Source organism: Kitasatospora sp. NPDC058492, from assembly GCF_042720685.1.
In the GTDB taxonomy this organism is placed as follows: Bacteria; Actinomycetota; Actinomycetes; order Streptomycetales; family Streptomycetaceae; genus Kitasatospora.
In genome coordinates this window covers 22,489-41,429 of the sequence record NZ_JBHXMU010000049.1, presented here as the reverse complement: position 1 = coordinate 41,429, position 18,941 = coordinate 22,489, and the positions used below count along the sequence as shown (strand labels likewise).

At 75.2% G+C, this 18,941-nt stretch carries 18 protein-coding genes; 6 read left to right on the top strand and 12 right to left on the bottom strand.

Going from position 1 to position 18,941, the window contains the following annotated elements:
- Positions 1-68 precede the first annotated feature (68 nt).
- Entirely contained in the window at positions 69-899 is an 831-nt protein-coding gene (locus ACFWPI_RS28055; RefSeq protein ID WP_380378040.1) for a class I SAM-dependent methyltransferase, read from the top strand.
- Between the two features lie 455 nt (positions 900-1,354).
- On the top strand, positions 1,355-2,845 hold the full coding sequence (locus ACFWPI_RS28050; protein WP_380378042.1) for a PP2C family protein-serine/threonine phosphatase: 1,491 nt from the start codon (positions 1,355-1,357) through the stop codon (positions 2,843-2,845).
- A 110-nt stretch (positions 2,846-2,955) separates the two neighbouring features.
- Here ACFWPI_RS28050 and ACFWPI_RS28045 read toward each other — a convergent pair whose 3' ends face one another.
- The 7 genes from ACFWPI_RS28045 to ACFWPI_RS28015 all read right to left on the bottom strand — a co-directional run bounded on the left by ACFWPI_RS28045 (position 2,956) and on the right by ACFWPI_RS28015 (position 10,170).
- Positions 2,956-3,306, bottom strand: coding sequence for a DUF2516 family protein (locus tag ACFWPI_RS28045; protein ID WP_063348783.1), 351 nt, complete (start codon positions 3,304-3,306; stop codon positions 2,956-2,958).
- Positions 3,307-3,429: 123 nt separating this feature from the next.
- Entirely contained in the window at positions 3,430-4,008 is a 579-nt protein-coding gene (locus tag ACFWPI_RS28040; protein ID WP_380378044.1) for a hypothetical protein, read from the bottom strand.
- Between the two features lie 2 nt (positions 4,009-4,010).
- Entirely contained in the window at positions 4,011-4,475 is a 465-nt protein-coding gene (locus ACFWPI_RS28035) for a helix-turn-helix domain-containing protein (RefSeq protein ID WP_380378045.1), read from the bottom strand.
- Positions 4,476-4,544: 69 nt separating this feature from the next.
- Entirely contained in the window at positions 4,545-5,678 is a 1,134-nt protein-coding gene (locus tag ACFWPI_RS28030) for a MerR family transcriptional regulator (RefSeq protein WP_380378047.1), read from the bottom strand.
- Positions 5,679-5,712: 34 nt separating this feature from the next.
- Positions 5,713-6,606 (bottom strand): RNA polymerase sigma-70 factor, encoded by an 894-nt coding sequence (locus ACFWPI_RS28025; RefSeq protein ID WP_380378049.1) that lies wholly within the window; start codon positions 6,604-6,606, stop codon positions 5,713-5,715.
- A 43-nt stretch (positions 6,607-6,649) separates the two neighbouring features.
- Positions 6,650-6,931: a hypothetical protein gene (locus tag ACFWPI_RS28020; protein WP_380378051.1), complete on the bottom strand. Its 282-nt coding sequence runs from the start codon at positions 6,929-6,931 to the stop codon at positions 6,650-6,652.
- On the bottom strand, positions 6,928-10,170 hold the full coding sequence (locus ACFWPI_RS28015; protein WP_380378053.1) for an SNF2-related protein: 3,243 nt from the start codon (positions 10,168-10,170) through the stop codon (positions 6,928-6,930). The genes ACFWPI_RS28020 and ACFWPI_RS28015 overlap by 4 nt, the downstream gene beginning before the upstream one ends.
- Before the next feature lie 182 nt (positions 10,171-10,352).
- On the opposite strand from ACFWPI_RS28015, the gene ACFWPI_RS28010 reads away from it, so the two are divergent.
- Positions 10,353-10,967: a YceI family protein gene (locus ACFWPI_RS28010; RefSeq protein ID WP_380378055.1), complete on the top strand. Its 615-nt coding sequence runs from the start codon at positions 10,353-10,355 to the stop codon at positions 10,965-10,967.
- Between the two features lie 155 nt (positions 10,968-11,122).
- Here the strand turns inward: ACFWPI_RS28010 and ACFWPI_RS28005 are convergent, their stop codons facing one another.
- Positions 11,123-12,085 carry a LysR family transcriptional regulator gene (locus ACFWPI_RS28005; RefSeq protein WP_380378057.1) on the bottom strand — a complete coding sequence of 321 codons (963 nt, stop codon included), beginning with the start codon at positions 12,083-12,085 and terminating at the stop codon, positions 11,123-11,125.
- 112 nt (positions 12,086-12,197) lie between these two features.
- Between ACFWPI_RS28005 and ACFWPI_RS28000 the strand changes: the two genes are divergently transcribed.
- Together ACFWPI_RS28000 and ACFWPI_RS27995 are read left to right on the top strand one after the other, a co-directional pair.
- On the top strand, positions 12,198-13,454 hold the full coding sequence (locus ACFWPI_RS28000; RefSeq protein ID WP_380378058.1) for an MFS transporter: 1,257 nt from the start codon (positions 12,198-12,200) through the stop codon (positions 13,452-13,454).
- Between the two features lie 10 nt (positions 13,455-13,464).
- Entirely contained in the window at positions 13,465-13,944 is a 480-nt protein-coding gene (locus tag ACFWPI_RS27995; RefSeq protein WP_380378060.1) for a macro domain-containing protein, read from the top strand.
- Here the strand turns inward: ACFWPI_RS27995 and ACFWPI_RS27990 are convergent.
- Positions 13,929-14,513 (bottom strand): GNAT family N-acetyltransferase, encoded by a 585-nt coding sequence (locus ACFWPI_RS27990; RefSeq protein WP_380378062.1) that lies wholly within the window; start codon positions 14,511-14,513, stop codon positions 13,929-13,931. The genes ACFWPI_RS27995 and ACFWPI_RS27990 overlap by 16 nt on opposite strands.
- A 182-nt stretch (positions 14,514-14,695) precedes the next feature.
- On the opposite strand from ACFWPI_RS27990, the gene ACFWPI_RS27985 reads away from it, so the two are divergent.
- Complete coding sequence (locus ACFWPI_RS27985) at positions 14,696-15,574, top strand: TetR family transcriptional regulator (protein ID WP_380378064.1); 879 nt, start codon at positions 14,696-14,698, stop codon at positions 15,572-15,574.
- A 75-nt stretch (positions 15,575-15,649) separates the two neighbouring features.
- Here the strand turns inward: ACFWPI_RS27985 and ACFWPI_RS27980 are convergent, their stop codons facing one another.
- From ACFWPI_RS27980 to ACFWPI_RS27970, 3 genes are all read right to left on the bottom strand, one after another.
- Positions 15,650-16,930 (bottom strand): GNAT family N-acetyltransferase, encoded by a 1,281-nt coding sequence (locus ACFWPI_RS27980; protein WP_380378066.1) that lies wholly within the window; start codon positions 16,928-16,930, stop codon positions 15,650-15,652.
- A 40-nt stretch (positions 16,931-16,970) separates the two neighbouring features.
- Positions 16,971-17,492: a GNAT family N-acetyltransferase gene (locus ACFWPI_RS27975; protein WP_380378067.1), complete on the bottom strand. Its 522-nt coding sequence runs from the start codon at positions 17,490-17,492 to the stop codon at positions 16,971-16,973.
- 61 nt (positions 17,493-17,553) lie between these two features.
- A complete protein-coding gene (locus ACFWPI_RS27970; protein ID WP_380425114.1) occupies positions 17,554-18,825 on the bottom strand; it encodes a C40 family peptidase in 1,272 nt (423 codons plus the stop codon).
- Between the last annotated feature and the right edge of the window lie 116 nt (positions 18,826-18,941).

Sequence of the window (18,941 nt, the reverse complement as noted above, 5' to 3'; positions counted from 1 at the left end):
GAGATGCCGGACAGGATGACGTCCCAGGTCACAGCGGTGCCGACGCGGACCCGACTACCCTTCCAGGCATGGCTGCCTCCTTCGACTCCGCGACCGCACCCGCCCGTGGGCGGACCGGACGGCCGGTGGGGACGGTCACCCGGGGCACCACCAACACCAATCGGCTGCGGCGGATGGACCGCTGGATCGCCCACACCCTCGGCCGCACGCTGCGCGCCGGCGGGCGCCCGCCGGTGGCGGTCGACCTCGGCTACGGCGCCGCGCCGTGGACGGCCGTCGAACTGGCCGGGCGGCTGCGCACGGTGCGCCCGGACGTCCGGGTGGTCGGGATCGAGATCGAGCCGGAGCGGGTCGCGGCCGCGCTGCCGTACGCCGAACCGCCGCTGCTCACCTTCCGGCGCGGCGGCTTCGAGGTCCCGCTGGACGGCGGCGCGCCGGCCCAGCTGATCCGGGCCGCCAACGTGCTGCGGCAGTACGACGAGTCGGCGGTGACCGGGGTGTGGGAGCGGCTCTGCGCCCGGCTGGCCCCGGACGGGCTGCTGGTGGAGGGCACCTGCGACGAGATCGGGCGGCGGCACGTCTGGGTCGCGCTCGGCCCGGAAGGGCCCCGGACGGTGACCTTCGCGGCCCGACTGGGCGGCCTCGGCCAGCCCTCCGACCTCGCCGAACGGCTGCCGAAGGCGCTGATCCACCACAACGTGCCGGGCCGGCCGGTGCACGCCTTCCTGGCCGACTTCGACCGGGCCTGGGCGGCGGCCGCGCCGTACGGGGCGTTCGGGGCGCGGCAGCGCTGGGTGGCGGCCTGCACGGCGCTGGCGGGCGACTGGCCGCTGGTGGACGCGCGCGGGCGGTGGCGGCAGGGCGAGGTCACGGTGCCGTGGAGCGCGCTCGCGCCGTAGCGGTTCGCGCGGCCGGGGTCGCCGGCCCGGCACGGACCGGGGCCGGTGCGGGTGAGCGACCCGCTGCATTCACTCGAACGAGTTATCGAATACCACTGGCGTGTTGACGCCCCATCACGTCACCATGGACGCCGCCGGACGACCCGCCCGTACGCCGTCGCCGCCCGGCGCCACGGCGTCCACCTGCGGCCCCCGACATCACCCTCGACCAGGGTGATCCGCGTCACCATCGCCCGTCCCCTTTCCCTCCCCGCCAACGCGGGGATCCCAGCCGTCGTCCGAGTCAGATCACCGCACCGCCACCGGCGTGGCAAAAACCACAACGGCGCCGGTCGGCCAGAGAAATCCCCGGAGATCACGTTATGGTCGCGAGAAGTTCCCCGGCGCACGGTGCCAGGCGGGCACTGCGGACGGGCGCTGACCGTTACGCACTCGGGGAAAGGGAGGAACCACCGATGCCCGCAACGGGAGACGGGCGGGCACCTGGTGCCACGAGCCTGTCGGGCGCCCAGGCCGGCGCCCCCGTTGACCATGCCCGCAACCGCCCGTCCCTGACCGGCCCGACGCCGGCCGGCCCGGTGACGGCCGCTCCCCCGATACCGCACCCCCGGCCCCAGAGCGGACGCACCTCGGCCCCCGCCGCCGCGACCGCAGCCGCCAGCAGCACCGCGCCGCTCAAACTGCTGGTGATCGAGGACGACGCCTCCGACGCCCAGCTGATCAAGGCGGCGGTCGCCGACAGCGGCACCTCGATCGAGATCCACTGGGCCCGCGGGCTGGAACAGGCCACCGAACTGCTCTCCGTGTCCCCGGCCGGCACCCGGCGCGGGCGCTCCCGCGGCAGCGATTTCAGCTGCGTGCTGCTCGACCTCGCCGCACCCGCCGACCTGCCGCACCCGTCCGACGACTCCGACGGCCTCGAAGGCCTGCACGAACTGCTCCGCCGCGCCCCGCACACCGCGGTCGTGGTGCTCACCGACGCAGCCGGCGCCGAACTGGGCGCGGCCGCCGTCGCCGCGGGCGCCCAGGACTTCCTGATCAAGCACGCGACGGACGGCCCACTGCTGGGCCGCGCCCTGCGCTACGCCGTCGAGCGCAAGCGCGCCGACGAGTCGCAGCGCCGCCTCGTCGAGGCCGAGCTGCGCGGCCAGGAGAACGCCCGCCTCCAACGCCACCTGCTGCCCACCCCGCTGCTCGACGGCGCGGGCCTCTCCTTCACCCGGCGCTACCGCCCGGGCCGCCGCCGCGCCCTGCTCGGCGGCGACTTCTACGACGCCGTCCGCACCGACGACGGCACCGTCCACGTCGTGATCGGCGACGTCTGCGGCCACGGCCCGGACGAGGCCGCGCTCGGCGTCGCCCTCCGGATAGCGTGGCGCACCCTCGTCTTCGCGGGCCTCACCGGCGAGGCCCTGCTGACCACCCTCCAGCACGTGCTGGAACACGAGCGGCGCAGCGACGAGATCTTCGCGACGCTCTGCATGCTCGTCATCGAGCCGGGCGGCGCCAGCGGCGGCCTCGACTCGCTCGGCGCCGGCGAGCCTGCCCGGCTCTACCTCGCCGGGCACCCGGCGCCGCTGCTGCTCGGCCGCGACCACCAGCCGGTCACCCTGCCCGCCGACCTCGCCGGTCCGGCGCTCGGCCTGCTGCCGTGCCACGACGGGCAGGCCGCGTGGCCCGCCCAGCAGCTCGAACTCCAGCCCGGCTGGCGGTTGTTGCTCTACACCGACGGGCTGATCGAGGGCCGGGTCGGGGCCGGCTCCCGCCGCCTCGGACAGGACGGGCTGGCCGACCTCATCGGCGACCACCAGTCCGCCGGGCTCACCCGGGGCCGGCTCGTCGACAGCGCCATCGCCGAGGTCGAGGAGCTGAACGGCGGCGCGCTGACGGACGACGTCGCGGTGCTGCTGCTGGAACGCAACCCGATGCAGCTGATCCTCGGCTGAGCCGGCCGGAGCCGGCTGGAGCCGGGTACGGCGAGGCCCGGGCGGGTGAACTCCCCGCCCGGGCCTCGCCGTTGCCTGATCGTTGCCCGATCGCCGTCCGATCGCGCGGCCTACCAGGGGCCGTACGGACCGGTGTTGCTGCGGCCGCCACGGCCGCCACCACCGGTCAGCTCCCGGATCGCCGGGCGCACGTCCACCATGTAGACGATCGACGCGACCAGCCCGGCGAGCGTCCCGATGCCGGTGAAGAAGTTCACCCCGAACAGCAGGTCCCAGCCGAAGGCGATCGCCAGGATCGCCAGCCAGAACGGCTTGGTCTTCTTGTCCGCCGCCCGGTAGGCGTCCTCACGGCGGGTGACCGCGTCGCCCAGGGCGAACAGCTTGAAGCCCAGGATGGCGACGGACAGCCACCAGATCGGGTTCAGATAGGCCAAGTCCAGAATCTGGGCCACTCCGCCCATCACGCTCTCCTCTGTCTCTCGCCTCCGGCGCTCCGGCCACCGCCCATCCTGGCACGGTCGACCGTCCGCTCTCCTGTCAACGTCCTGCGGTCACCGGATGTGCCCCGTCCGGCGGCCCTTCCCTCACTCCGCGCGGTCGGTGGTCTTCCGGGCGCGGGCGGCCTTCTTCGGGGCGGGCCGGGTGTCGGCGGCCGGGGTCTCGACGGCTGAGGTGTCGGTGGCCGGGATGTCGGTGTCGTCCTCGACCAGCTCGGCCTCGACCGGCTCGGATGCCCTGGCGAGCTCCGATTCCTCGGCCGGCTGCCCCGGCCCGGCGGGCGCGCCCGGGCGGGCCCGGTCCACCACGACCTTGCCGCGCTCGGCCAGCTCGTCGTACGTCTCCTTGGCCTTCACCGCCAGCTCGACCGCGCGGCCGACCTGCTGGAGGGCGAAGCCCTGTGCCCGCTCCTGCAAGGTCCGCAGGTCGACGGGGAGCGTCGTGACGGTCTCGGTGACCTTGGCCTGCGCCTCGGCCAGCTTCGTCTGCGCCTCCTGGAACCGGGCGGTGGCCTTCTCCTGCGCGCCCTTGCGGTCCGCGGTGAGCGCCTCCACCCGGCCCGGCACCTCGCGCAGCTTCTCGTACGCGAGATCCCCGGCGCCGGCGATGGCGTACAGCGGGGTCGGGTCGCTGAGGGTCTTCTTGATCTCGTCGGTGATCGGCATGCTTACCGGTCCTCCCGGTGGGTGTTCTGGGTGGCTGAGCCGTCGGTCGTCGGGCCGGAGGCTGGTGGAACGCCGGTGTCGGTACCGGCCGCGGACGGCCGCTCGGCCACCGCGCCCCGCTGGACGGCGTTCTCCTTCAGGAAGGCGTCGTAGACCGCGAGCAACGCCTGCTTCTGCTGCTCGTTGATCAGCGGATCGGCCAGGATCGAGGCCCGCAGCTCCAGGCCCTCACCGCGCCGCTCCTCCAGGATCCCGGCCTGGACGTACAGCGTCTCCGCCGAGATCCGCAGCGCCTTCGCGATCTGCTGCAGGATCTCCGCGCTCGGCTTGCGCAACCCGCGCTCGATCTGGCTGAGGTACGGGTTCGACACGCCTGCGGCCTCCGCCAGCTGGCGCAGTGAGTACTGCGCGTTCCGGCGCTGCTCGCGGATGTACTCGCCCAGCGAGCCGACGTTCAGTGAGGCCATACCCGCAGACTGCAACATCCTGCTTGCAGATGCAAGCAGGATGCTAACCACAGCAAACGGCGGGCGGGCTCAGCCGAGGTCGGGGACGCGGACCGGCATCAGGAGCGAGAAGGTGCCCTCCCGGCCCGGCGTGCGAATCGCCAAGGGGGCGATCGGGCCGCCGAGTTCGAGCACCAGCTGCTCGGGCCGGCCGACCCGCAGGGCGTCCAGCAGGAAGTCGCGGTTGACCGCCACCCTCAGGTCTCCGGACGCGGATCCGGGGCCGGACTCGGCATCGGCCACCGCCAGGCGGCCGTCCGCCGTGAGGGTGAGGACGGTGACCGCGCAGTCCGCGCCGTTCGGGCCGGAGGGCAGGGTGCGGGTGGCGCCGGTCTCGACGGCGCCGCGCAGTTCGGCGGCGGACAGGTCGATCCGGTGCTCCGGTTCGAGCCGGGTCAGCACCCGGTGGTCGGGGTAGTCGAAGTCCAGGGCGGCGCCCTCGATCCGGTGGCCGCCGGTCTCGGCCCGGACCAGGCCGCCGCCGAGGGTCAGCGCGACCTCGGCGTCGGCGTCGGCCGCGCCCGCGCCCGCGCCCGCGCCGAGCAGCGCACGCAGGGCGTCGACCAGGGCGGTGGGGACGATCGTGCCGCCGTCCGGCCGGTCGGGCGCCGTGGTGGCGGGCACCTCGGCGAGCGCCATCCGGTAGCGGTCGGTGGCGACCAGGCGCAGCACCGGGCCGTCCGGTTCGAACAGCACCCCGGCGAGCGCCGGCGTTCCGGGGTCGCCGCCGACGGCGAAGCGGACCGCGTCCAGTGCGGCGGCCAGTTCCTCGGCCGAAACGGTGAAGCGGACTTCGGCGGGGGTGGTGGTCATCGGTCGCTCCCTCTGGTCGGTCATCACGCGGATCAGGGAGAGCTCGCGGCGGGCGTCGGCGAGGCCCTCCTCCAGCCGGCGCAGGTGCGCGTCGAGCACCCGCGCGGCCGTGCCGGAGCCGGGCGCCGCGCCGAGCACGGCGCGGATGCCGGCCAGCGGCAGGCCGACCCGGCGCAGCCGGGCCAGCAGCCGGGCGTCGGCGAGTTGGCCGGGCCGGTACCAGCGGTAGCCCGTCTGCGGGTCGACCCAGGCGGGGGTGAGCACCTCGGCGCCGTCGTAGTAGCGCAGGGTGCCGACGCCCAGGCCGCTGGCGCGGGCCAGCTCGCCGATGCTGTGCAGCTCGCTCTCCATGCCGGTGACTCTGCGGGCTCGACCAGGTCGAGGGTCAAGCCCGGCCGGCGAGGTGGGCGAGCTTCGACGGGTTGCGGACGATGCGCAGCTCGGCGATCCGGGGCCGGCCGTCGGGCCCCTCGACGAAGTCGAACACCGAGACGGCGTCGATCGCGCCGTCCCGGGTGACCAGCAGCCCGGGCTGGCCGTTGACCAGGACCGGCCGGAGCTCTGCGCCCTCGCCCAGCTGGCCGAGCACCCCGAGCAGGAAGCGGGCGACGTTGTCGGCACCGGTGACCGGGCGCAGCGCGGCGCGGACCACGCCGCCGCCGTCGGTCCAGGAGGTGACGTCGGGGGCGAGCAGGTCCAGCATCCGGTTGAGGTCGCCGCCGACGCAGGCCGCGAGGAACTCGTCGGTGGCGCGGCGGCGCAGCTCCGGCGGGGCGTCGTAGCGCGGCCGGCGGGCCCGGACGTGCGCCTTGGCCCGGCTGCCGACCTGCCGGCAGGCGGCCTCGGTGCGCTCCAGCGCCTCGGCGATCTCCCGGTAGGAGAAGCCGAAGGCCTCCTTGAGGACGAAGACGGCCCGCTCCAGCGGGGACAGGCTCTCCAGCACCACCAGCAGGGCGAACGAGACCGTCTCGGCGCGCTCGACGTCGGCGGTCGCGTCCGGCTCGGCGACCAGCGGCTCGGGCAGCCAGGGGCCGACGTAGGCCTCGCGGCGGACGGCGGCCGAGTCGAGCCGGTTGAGCGCGAGGTTGGTGACCGTCCGGGCCAGGTAGCCGGCCGGGTTGGCGACCGGGCCGGTGACCCCGCTCCAGCGCAGCCAGGTGTCCTGGACCAGGTCCTCGGCGTCGGCGACGCTGCCGAGCATCCGGTAGGCGATACCGAAGATCATCCGGCGGTGCCGCTCGAAGTCGTCGAGGGCGGGGTCGGCGAGGGTGTCGGTCACCGCTCCGACGCTACCGCACGGGCGGCGGCGGGCCGAGGCCTCGTCAGCCGCGGAACGCCTCGTACGCGGGGGCGAGCAGGGTGGCGAGGTCGCGGCCGCGCACGGTGACGCCGGAGCGGCCGAGGCGGCGCAGCGAGGGCTCGTCGGGCTCCTCCTCGGGCCCGGGCGGGGCCGGGCGCAGGGTGAAGCCGCCGCCCCAGTAGGCGGCGACGTTCACGGCGGGGGCGTTCGCGGCGGGGGCGTTCACGGGTTGGGCGTTCACGGGTTGGGCGTCCCCGGCCGGGGCGTTTCCCGGCGGGACGGGGGCGGGGTGGTCGGGTGTCATGCGTCCTCCTCGGCGACGGCGTCCTCACGGGTGAGCGCGACCAGTTCACGCAGCGCCTCGACCGGCAGGTCGGTGAGCCAGCGCTCCCCCTCCCCCACCACTGCTGCGGCCAACGAGCGCTTGGCGGCGAGGAGTTCGTCGATCCGCTCCTCGACGGTGCCGACGCAGACCAGTCGGCGGACCTGGACGTCCCGGCGCTGGCCGATCCGGAACGCGCGGTCCGTGGCCTGCTCCTCGACCGCCGGGTTCCACCAGCGGTCCAGGTGGATCACCTGGTTGGCGGCAGTCAGGTTGAGGCCGGTGCCGCCGGCCCGCAGCGAGAGCAGGAACACCCTTGGCCCGTCCGGGGACTGGAAGCGCTCGACCATCTCCTCACGGCGGGCCCGGGGGACGCCGCCGTGCAGGTAGAGCACCTCCTCGCCGAGCCGGCGGGCCAGGTACGGGCGCAGCATCGTGCCGAACTCGGCGTACTGGGTGAAGACCAGCGTCCGGTCGCCCTCGGCCAGCGCCTCCTCCAGCAGCTCCGCCAGCCGGGCCACCTTGCCCGAGCGCTCGCCCAACGCCGAGCCGTCGTGCAGCAGTTGGGCCGGATGGTTGCACACCTGCTTGAGCTTGCCGATCGCGGCCAGCACGGTGCCGCGCCGCTCCACGCCCCGGATCCCCTCGACCCGCTGCAGCAGGTCGGCCACCACGGCCTGGTAGAGGCCCGCCTGCTCGGCGGTGAGGCTGCACCATACGGTCATCTCCTGCTTGGCCGGCAGCTCGGCGGCCACCGCCGGGTCGGACTTGAGCCGGCGCAGCACGAACGGGGCGGTACGGCGCTGGAGTTCGGCGGTGCGCTCGGGGCTGCGGTGCAGTTCGACCGGGATCGCGTAGCGCTCCTTGAAGCGCTCGGCCGGGCCGAGCAGCCCGGGGTTGGCGAAGTCCAGGACGGCGTGCAGTTCGGCGAGCCGGTTCTCCACCGGGGTGCCGGTCAGGGCGATCCGGTGGCGGGTGACGGGCAGTGCGCGGACGGCCCGGGACTGGGCGGTGCCGGCGTTCTTGACGTACTGCGCCTCGTCGGCGACCACCCGGCGCCAGCGGATCGCCCGCAGCGCGGCGAGGTCGCGCTGGACCAGCCCGTAGGTGGTGATGACGAGGTCCACGCCCCGTACGGCGTCGGCGAGTTGGTCGGCGCCGAGGCGGCCGGAGCCGTGGTGGACGTGGCGCCGCAGCGCGGGGGCGAAGCGCTCGGCCTCGCGCTGCCAGTTGCCGACCAGGGACATCGGGCAGACCAGCAGGGTGGGGCCGACCGCCCCCTCGGCCTGCTCGGCGGCCAGCAGGGCGAGGGTCTGGACGGTCTTGCCGAGGCCCATGTCGTCGGCCAGTACGGCCCCGAGGCCGAGCCCGGCCATCGCCCGCAGCCAGGCCAGGCCGCGCTCCTGGTAGGGGCGCAGGGTGGCCCGGAAGTCGGGCGGCAGCGCGGGGGCGGGGGCCGGGGCGGCGCGCCCGGCCAACAGGTCGCCGAGCGGGCCGTCCGCGCGGACGGCGGTGACGGGCAGCCCGGCGACGGTCGCCTCCGGGTCGAGGGCCAGCCGCAGCAGATCGGCGGTGGCCAGCACGCCGTCGCGCCGGTCGGCGAGGAAGGCGAGCGCGGCGGCGATCTGCTCCGGGTCGGCCTCCAGCCAGGTGCCGCGGACCCGGACCAACCCCTGCTTGGCGGCGGCGAGTTCGGCCAGTTCCTGCTCGGTGAGCGGCGCCCCCTCCGGGCCGAGCGCGGCCTGCCAGCGGAAGGCGACCACGGCGTCCCGGTCCACCTGGGAGGCGACGGCGAGCGTGCCCGGCGCGGGCGGGGTGGTGGCCCGCAGGGCGAGCCCGAGCCTGGGCCGGCGGCGCCACCAGGCGGGCAGCAGCACGCCGAAGCCGCCCTCGGCGAGGGCGGGCGCGGCGGTGCGCAGGAAGTCCAGCGCGCCGGCCCGGTCGAGCGGCAGGGCGGCCGGGCGGGAGCGGTGCCGCAGGCCGTCCAGGGCCGGCCAGCGGTGGGCGGCGCGGGCGAGCTCGGTGACCAGGACGTCGGCCGGATCCGGCGCCTTGCGGGCCAGCGCGGCGTGGGCGGCGCCGCCTTCGTGCAGGTCGGCGGCGCGGACCAGGAGGGAGGGCTCGTCGACGGCCTGGAGCAGGAACTCCAGCTGCCAGGCGTCGTCGGAGGGCCGGCCCTCGGGGTCGTCCGGGTCGGGCCCGAGCGGCTCCAGCAGGCGGAAGCAGAGCCGGAGCGCGGGCGCGGTGGGCTCGGCGGCGGCGTACCAGGCGGCGAGTCGGCGGCGCAGTTCGGCGAAGCCCTCGGACCGGACGTCCGTGAGGCCGCCGTCCGGGGTGGTCAGGGCGTGCAGCCAGCGTTCGGCGGCGGCCCCCACCGCGGCGGCCGTCGTGGCAGCGGTCCCCACCGCGGCGGCCGTCGTGGCGTCGGCAGGAGCGCCACCGGTTCGGGCGTCGCCGGTTCGGGTGTCGCCGGGCCGGGTGTCGCCCGGTCCCAGCGGGGGCGTGCCGGCCAGGGCGGCCCGGGCCTCGGCGTCCACCAGTGCGCCCAGCGCGGCGTCCAGCAGGGCCTCGCCGGTGCCGGCGCCGGCCGCCGGCCACTCCCCCAGCAGGACGGGCGGGCAGCCGTCCGCCAGTGCGGCGGCCTCCCGGCGGCCCGCCGGGGTGGGGTCGGGCCGCCAGCGGGCCTGCGGGCGGCCGTCCGCCAGGACGGGCAGCGGCAGCACCCGGCCCCGGCCGACCGTTCGCCAGGCGAGGTCGTGCACGCCGGTCAGCCAGCGCAGCGAGGGGCCCTGGACGACCTCGACGCGCCCGGTGCCGGGCAGATCGGTGCTGGTGACGGCCCAGTGCGGGTCGAAGACCTCGCCGAGCAGTTGGGCGGCCGCCCCGGTGTCGAAGAGCAGCGCGGGGACGCGCCAGGGCGCCAGGACGGCCGCGCCCCGGACCGGGGTGACCGGCAGGTCGGGCGAGGGCGCGGGCAGGGCGCCGGTGGTGGGCAGCAGCAGGGTGGCCCAGCGCTCGGGGGCCTGGCCGGCGAGCCAGCCGAGGCCGGGCCCGATGCCGCCGAGGACGGCGGCGAGTTCGCCGGCCGGGCAGGCGTAGGGGTGGGCGCGCGGGGCCGCCCGGTCGGGGCGGGGCTCCACGGTGCCCGGGTGGGCGCGGGCGTCCTCGGCCCACAGGGCCAGCCGTCCGCCCGCCCGCCAGAGCGCGTGCAGGACGAACATGCGGGAGGCCTTCCGGTCGGCGGAACCGTCCTTCGCAGCCTAACCGGGCGGTCCGACAGTGCCGCTCCGCCAAGTCTTTCGCGAAACGCCGACGGCTGTGGTTGAAATTTGAACGAAAGCGGCCTACGCTGAAGCCAACAAGTTGAAGCCTAAACAAATGGCTTCGGACCCGAGGAGGAGCCATGGGCCTGTTCAACCGCACCAAGACCGCCACCCCCACCGCCGTCGCCGTCGCCGAGACCCCGACCGGCCCGAACCTCGCCCACCTGACCGGCGACTGGACCATCGACACCACGCACAGCGAGGTCGCCTTCTCGGTGCGCCACGCCATGGTGACGAACGTCAAGGGCCGCTTCACCGAGTACGACGGCAAGCTGCACCTGGACGGCAGCACCCCTGGCAACTCCTCCGCCGACCTGGTGATCAAGGTCGCCAGCATCGACACCAACCAGGCCCAGCGCGACGAGCACCTGCGCACCGGCGACTTCTTCGCCGCCGACACCTACCCGGAGATCCGCTTCCGCAGCACCTCGGCCGAGCGGCTGCGCGGCGACACGTACCGGATGAGCGGCGAGCTGACCATCAAGGACACCACCCGCCCGGTGGTCCTGGACCTGGAGTACACCGGCAGCGCCACCGACGCCTACGGCGCCGAGCGGGTCGGCTTCGAGGGCAGCACCGTCCTCGACCGCACCGAGTTCGGCCTGACCTACAACGCGGCCCTGGAGACCGGCGGCGTGCTGATCAGCGAGAAGGTCAAGCTCAGCTTCGACATCTCCGCCGTCAAGGCGGCCTGACCCGGCCGTCCACGACTGCCACCCGGGCCACCGGACCCGCCGCGCGGCCCGGTCCGCCCACCCGCCGCCCCTGCCGACCCCCGACGGCAGGGGCGGCATCGCGTCCCGGCGGCTCCCGTCACCCGGCCCTCACCCGGCCGCGGCACTTGGCCCGGTCACCCGAGCAGCGCCGCGTCCGCCGCCGGCAGCCAGCTGCCCGCCGGCCGCCGCAGCCAGCCCTCGGCCGCACCGAGCCCGGCGGCCGCGGCGCCCAGTGCAGCCAGCCCCGGGTGGCGCTCACCGGGCCGGTGCACGAGGCTGACCAGGCTCAGCGGCATCGGCTCCACCAGCGGCACGGTCACCGCCCCCGGAATCCTCGGCCCGCCGACGGTGGTCAGCATCGGATCGCCGTGCCGGGCCAGGTAACGGGCCGTCTCGTCCAAACCCACCGGCGGCACGTACGGCGCGGCCGGCGTCAGGCCGTGCTCGCGCAGCAGGCGGACACCGAGGTCGGCCCACTCGGTGGTGGCCGGGTTGCCGGCGCAGACGTCGACGGGGTGCCCGGTCAGCTCGGCGACGCGCAGCACCGGACGGCCGGCCAGCGGGTGGGTGTCCGCCATCATCACCGAGATCTGATCCAACCGGACCGGCCGCTGGGTGAGTTGGCCGCGCAGCGGGGCGGGCAATCCGGCGAACCGGCCGAAGGACACGTCCAGCCGGTGGGCCAGCAGTTCGGCGGCGGCCGCGGCGAGGCCGCCGTGGAAGCGGGCCAGCAGTTCGCCCTCCGGCCAGGCGGCGCGGGCGCGTTCGAGCACCCGGTCGGCGGTGAGGTCCGGGCCGGTGACGTCGCTGTTGAGGTCCACCAGCAGCGGCCGGGCCGCGGCGCCCGCCAGGATCTCGTCGTGCAGGGCGAGGAGCCGGCGCGCCCGGGGCAGCAACCGCAGCCCGGCCGGGGTGAGTTCGACACTGCGGGTGGTGCGGGTGAACAGCGCGTCGCCGAGCAGCCCTTCCAAGGTCCGGATGTCCCGGCTGAGCGCCTGCTGGGCGACGTGCAGCCGCCCGGCGGCCCGGCCGAAGTGCAGGCTCTCGGCGGCCGCGACGAAGCCGCGGAGCAGACGGGGGTGCAGGTCACGGGGCATGGGCGGCAGATTAACAACAACCTGCTGTGAATGTGGCGGAACAGGTGTTGGACCGCCGCCCGGCACCGACGGGAGGCTGATGGGCGTCCCCCTCACTCTCCCCAGGAACCCGATGCCCTCGCGCGCCCTCCTCACCTCCTACCGGCGGCTGTTCGCGGCCCCCGGCGCCGCCGCCTTCACCCTCGCCGGGCTGCTCGGCCGGCTCGCGCTGTCGATGAACGGCGTCTCGCTGGTCGTGCTGCTCGCCGAACGGCGCGGCTCGTACGCGCTGGCCGGCACCGTCTCGGCCGTCGGGCTGATCACCGGCGCGATCGGGATGCCGCTGCTCGGGCGGCTGGTGGACCGGTACGGGCAGGCGCGGGTGACCGTACCGGCCGCGCTCTACAACACCGCCCCGCTCGCCGCCCTGCTGCTCTGCCTCCGGCTCGGCGCACCCGACTGGACGCTCTACGCCTGCTGGGCGGCCTGCGCGGCCGCGCCCAACCTCGGCGGCATGGCCCGGGCCCGCTGGGCACACCTGTACCGGGCCGACCCGGCCGCCCGGCACCTGGCCAACTCCCTCGAACAGGCCCTGGACGAGCTCTGCTTCATGGCCGGACCCGTCCTCGCGATGACGCTCTGCACGGCGGTCGCCCCGGAGGCCGGGCTGCTCGCCGCCGGGGCGCTCGGCACCACCGGCGCCCTGCTGTTCGCGGCCCAGCGGCGCACCGAACCACCGCTGCCCGCCCGCGCGGAGGGCGACCGCCACGGCTCGCCGCTGCGGGTGCCCGGGCTGCGGGTGCTGCTGCTCGCCTTCCTCGCCACCGGCGTCGTCTTCGGCTCGACCGAGATCACCACCGTGGCGTACGCCGACGCGCTCGGGCACAAGGCGGCGGCGGGCGCGCTGCTGGCCCTGGTCGCGGGCGGATCCTGCCTGGCCGGGCTGGTGTTCGGGCTGCTGACGCCGCGTCGGTCACCCGGAGTGCGCTTCCTGTCCGGGGCCGCGGCGATGGCCGGGGGGCTGCTGCTGCCGCTCGCAGCCGGACTCGGCGGGGCCGGACTCGGCCTGCTCGGGGTCGCGCTGTTCGCGGCCGGCACGGCCACCGCGCCGACCATGGTGACCGGGATGACGCTGGTCCAGGAACTGCTGCCGGGGCGGCAGTTCAACGAGGGGATGGCAATCGCGGTGTCCGGCATCGTGGTCGGCATCTCGGGCGGCGCGGCGCTCGCCGGCGCGGTCGCCGAGCACGCCGCCCCCGGCACCGGCTACGCCCTGCCGGCCTGCGCCGCCGCGCTCGCGCTGCTGATCGCCCTGGCCGGGCGGCGGCACCTGCACGCCGCCGGGGCCCCGGCGGAAAGTGCCGTGCGGGTTGTCAGTGGCTCGGTCTAGCGTTCGGGGCATGGCGGAAATCACCTATGTCCGAGGCGATGCCACCGCGCCGCAGGGCAAGGGCGTGAAGGTGATCGCGCACGTCTGCAACGACCTCGGCGGCTGGGGCAAGGGCTTCGTGCTCGCGCTGTCCAGACGCTGGCCCGAGCCCGAGGCCGCGTTCCGGCGCTGGCACCGGGAGCGGGCGGGGAACGACTTCGGGCTCGGCGCCCTGCAGTTGGTGCAGGTCGAGCCGTACGTCTGGGTGGCCAACCTGGTCGGCCAGCGCGGCATCCGGATGGGGCGCTCCACCGGAGTGCCGGTCCGGTACGAAGCGATCGACACCGCGCTGGCCGCGCTGGGCGACCACGCGCGGGAGCTCGGCGCCTCCGTCCACATGCCGCGGATCGGCTGCGGCCTGGCCGGTGGGCGCTGGGAGCGGGTCGAACCGCTGGTGTCCGCGCGACTGGTGGAGCGGGGGGTGCCGGTGACGGTCTACGACGTCGGCTGAGCCGGCACCGCCTGTGCTGGCACCGCCTGCGCCGCGAGGCTCTCGGCGGGCCAGCTGTACACGCACTCGGGCAGCACGTACCCGCCCGGGAACACGCCCTCCTGCACCCGCGTCCGTACACCGCCCTCGCGCTCGTAGAAGGCGATCGCGCGGATGTTGTCGCGCAGCACCTCCAGGTACAGCTCGGCCCCGGGGTGCCGCTCGACGACGTGGGCGCGGGCTGCGGCGAACAGTGCGCGGCCGATGCCGCCGCCGGTCCGGCCGGGGCGGACGTGCAGGTTGTCGACCAGTACCCGGCCGTCCGGCTGGGGGACAAGGTAGATGAACCCGACCGTCTCCCCGGCCTGGTCGGCGATCAGCAGTTCCGGCTCGGCGGCCGGATCGCCGTAGTCGACGGTCAGCCGCAGCTCCCACAGCTCGCGCCGCTGGACGGGCAGTCCGTCGCCGAGTGCGTCCGCGGGGACGATCCCGCGGTAGGCGGTGCTCCAGCTGCGGGCGTGCAGGTCGGCGACGGCCGCGGCGTCCTGAGCTCCGCCGCGCCGGATGGTGGTCTGCACGGGACTGATCATGTGACGAGCCTCCCACAGATTGGAGTTGAACATGTTCAAGCGAAACCTCTACAGTGCTCACATCATTTTGAACGCGTTCGAAATGGCGGGGGTGGTGGATGTGGCACCGAGCACGGAGGGGACGCCCGGTGCCGCGTCCACCGACACGGGTTGGAGCTTCGTCTCCGGTTAGGCTCGTGCCCGTGGACGACCTGGCAGCGACGAACCGAACGGACGGCACGAGCGGTGCGGCCGCGACCCCGGCCGACACCCCGGCCGACACCCCGACCGACCCTGCAGCCGACACCGCGACCGACCCCGCGACCGCACCCGGTGCCGACAGCGGGCCCGGCACCGACAGCGGGCCCATGCCCGGCGGTCGGGCGCAGCCGAAGACCGACAAGAGCGAGCAGACCCGGGCGCTGATCCTGGAGACCGCGATGCGGCTCTTCCAGGAGCGCGGCTACGAGAAGACCACCATGCGCGCGATCGCCACCGAGGCGGGCGTCTCGGTCGGCAATGCTTACTACTATTTTTCGGCGAAGGAATTCCTAATTCAGGGATTCTATGACCGAATGACGTACGACCATGCGGCGGAGGCCAGGAATCGCATGGCCAATACGCGGAACTTTGCCGAGCGCCTGGAAATCGCGCTGACCTCCTGGCTCGACACGGCCGCGCCGTACCACGAGTTCGCCGCCCAGTTCTTCCGCACCGCTGCCGACCCGACCAGCTCGCTGAGCCCGTTCTCCAACGAGTCCCACCCGGCCCGGGCAACCGCCGTGGAACTGTTCCGCGACGTCTTGCAGGGCTCGGAGCTGGCGCCCAAGCTGGATGCCGAGCTGGGAGAGTTGCTGCCCGACGTGCTCTGGCTGCACCTGATGGTCGTGGTGCTCTACTGGGTTTTCGACCGGACCGAGGACACCGAGCGGACACGGGAATTCGTCCGCCGGTCCACCCCCATGGCGGCCCGGGTGATCAACCTCTCGCGTTATCGGGTATTCCGCCCGATCGTCCGCGATGCCAAGGGCCTCATCCAGGACTTCATCCTGCCGACCATCGGGAAAACCGCCGTCAAGTAGCCCGCCCGAGGGCAGCTCGGACGCGTCGGGGGCCGGACCGCAGCGGTGCGGTCCGGCCCCCGGCGTGACGGCCGCTCAGAAGCCGTCCGGGTTCCAGGGTTGCAGCGGCGTGCGCAGCAGCAGGTCGGCGGCGACCGCCGCGCCGGGGCGCAGTTCGGTGAGCAGGCCGGCCGCGAGCAGCCGGGGCGCCGTCTCGCCGCCCAGGTAGAGCGAAGCCAGCTCGGAGGCGTCCAGGGCGAGGTCGGCGTCGTCCGTGGTCCGGGTGCAGCGGCCGGTGCCGTCCGCGGCGACCTCGATCGCCCAGCGGCCGGAGGCGTAGCCGAGCCGGTCCTCGACCTCCAGGACCACCCGGCCGGGCGCGCCGTACGTCCGGGCGTCGAACGCGGCCGCCACGTCCAGCACCCGCAGCCAGGTGAAGTCGGCGTTGTCCACGTACGGGGTGGCGGCGCGCGGCTCCTGGAGCAGCAGCGGCAGCGGGTCGTCCGGGCCGATGTTCTCCGCGACGACCTTGCGCACCCAGTCGACGGAGAGGACGAAGCGCCACAGCTCGGCAGCGGTCGCCCGGTCGAGGGCGAGGAAGTCGGCCACGGTCAGGGTGCAGTTCGGGTAGCTGCCGTCCCAGGCGTCGTCGACCCGGTAGGCCACCAGGCCGGTGACCGTGCCGTCGGCGTCCCGGTGGACGGCCACGAACGGCTCCTTGAACTCGTGGCCCGGCAACTGGAGTTCGCCGGTGTTCCGCTTCCACCACAGCTCGTCGCGGGCGATCGCGCCCGGCTGGGTGCGCCGCCAGCGCTCGTGCAGGTCGGGGCCCAGCTCGCGGGCCTGCTCCATGGTCACGAAGTCGATCCGCCCGCCGGGCACGGTGGGCAGGCCGTCGCGCAGGCCGCGGGTGCGGTGCAGGTCGATGTTCCAGCCGTGGCCGCGGGTGGCCGGGCCGAAGCCGTAGCGGCCGTAGATGTTGTACTCGGCGGCGATCAGGATGGCGACCGCCGAACCCCGCTCGGCGGCGGCCGCGAGGTCGCGGCGCATCAACGTGCCGAGCAGGCCGCGGCGGCGGTGGGTGGCGCTGACCGTCACGGCGGTGACGGCGTCGGCCCGGACGGTGGCCCCGCCCGGGACGGTCAGCTCGACGTCGAAGCTGCGGAAGGTGGCGATGCAGCGGTCGCCGTCGAAGCCGGCCAGCATCCGGCCCGGCTCCCACTGCAGGCGGCGGAAGTCGGCCGTGCTCTCCGCGTGCGAGCGCAGGAAGCCCAGAGCGAGCGCCCGGTCCCACGCGGCCACCTCGCTCTCGGCGATCGCGCGGGTCTGGAGGCCGTTCACGATGTCGACGGCCCCGTCATCGGTTGTGTTGCCCATCGGGCCACCGTACGGGCGTCGCTTTCGGGCGGCATCCCATTTATTCCGTGCCCGATGCGCGGTGCTCCCCCGGCACCACCACCCAGTGGTTGCAGTGCAGGACGCGGTTGGCGAAGTCGACGTCCAGCTCGCCGAGCAGCCGGAAGCCGAGCGCCCGGCAGATCCCGTTGGACGGGCCGTTGGCCGTCGCCGGGAAGGCGTGCACCGGGCCCCACCGGCCGTCCCGGGCGGCCGCGTCCAGCAGTTCCCGGACGGCCGCCTTGGCGAGGCCGCGCCCCTGGAACTCGGGCAGCACCATCCAGCCGATCTCGGCCACGGCGGCGCCGTCCTCCTCGTGCGACCAGAGCGTGACGGAGCCGGCCACCACCTCCGGCCCGGCGCCGTCCGGGACGATCACCTTGATCCACGAACGGTCCTCGGCGACCTCCACGACGTCCTTGCGCAGCCGCTCCCGCACCCGCTCCTCCGGCAGCGGCCCGCCCAGCTCGGCCATCATCACCGCGTCGCACCGCATCCGGACGTACGCCCCGACGTCCCCCGCCTCGACGTCCCGCAGCCTCATCGCGTCTCCTCCCGAGTGATCGACGCGGCCACGCTAGCGCCCGCCGCCGACAGCCGGGGCGCTACGGGCGGGCGTAGAAGTCGGGGGTGCCCATGATCCAGAGGCTGGCCTGTTTGACCGGCATGCCGACGCGGGGGGCCTCGATCATCTGGTCGTCGCCGATGTAGAGGCCGACGTGGTGGATGTCGACGGCCCGGCCGGTGCCCGTCCAGAACACGAGGTCGCCGGGGCGCAGCTGGCGGTAGCTGACCGGGGTGCTCTCGGCGTACTGGTCGGCGGCGAAGTGGTTGAGCTGTTTGCCGCCCTCGCGCCAGGCCATCATGGTGAGCCCGGAGCAGTCGTAGCCGGCCGGGCCCTCGCCGCCCCAGATGTAGGGCAGGCCGATCTTGGAGCGGGCGAAGGCGATGGCGGCGGCGGCGCCCTCGGCGGACCACGGGCGGTCGGCGGCGGGGGGTGCGGCCGGGGTGGCCCTGGCGGCGGCCTCGGCCGCGGCGGCCGCTTCGGCGGCGGCCTTCTCGGCGGCGGCGCGGGCGGCGGCCGCGGCCTCGCGGGCGGCGATCGCCTCCAGGGCCTCGCTGCGCCGGCGTTCCAGGTCGACGGTGGTGTGCCGGGCGGCGGCCAGGTCGGTGAGCAGTTGTTCGCGGCGGCGGTCGGCGGCGACGACCGCCTCCTGCTGGGCCGCGAGCCGGGCCTCGGCCCTGGCCTTGGCGGCGCCGACCTCGGCGGCGGCCTTCTCGGCGGTCTCGGTGGCGGCGCGGGCGGCGGCGGAGGCGCGGGTCGCGGCGGCGGCGGTGGAGGTGGCGGCGTCGAGGATCTGCCGGGTGCGCTCGCTGGCGACGCCGATCACGGCGGCGCGGTCGCCGGCTTCGCGCGGGCCGTGGGCGCCGAGCAGGGCGTTGAGGGCGGAGAGGGCGGCGCCCGCGCCCTGGCGGTACGTTTCGGCGGCGAGCTGGGCGGCGTCCTCGGCGGCCGCGGTGCGGTCGGCCTCGGCGGCGGTGGCGCGCCGGGCGGCGGTGGTCTCGTCGGCGCGGGCCCGGACGAGGGCAAGCTGGGCGCCGTTGTAGGCCTCGACGGCCTGTTCGGCGCTGCGGCCGGCCTGGTCGAGTTCGGTCCGGGCGGCGGCGAGGCCGGCTTCGATGGCGGTGACGGAGGCGGCGGTGCGGTCGGCCTCGGCGCGGGCCCGGTCGATCTCCCCGGTGGTCGGGTACGGGTCCTCCGTCCGGGCGGGGCCGGCGGCCGGTTCGGGGTCCGCCGGGGCGGCCTGGGCTGCGGGGAGCAGCCCGAGCAGGGCGGTGAGGGACAACAGGAGGGTCGGCAGGAGCCTGCGCGCCACGAGACATCCCCTTCTCACGGGTCCGGAGGGGACGGCGGCGGACGGTCCGCGGCGCTCGGGCGGGGCGGCCGGGCGGAGCAGGTCCGACGAATCATCCCATCACATGACAGAACGGT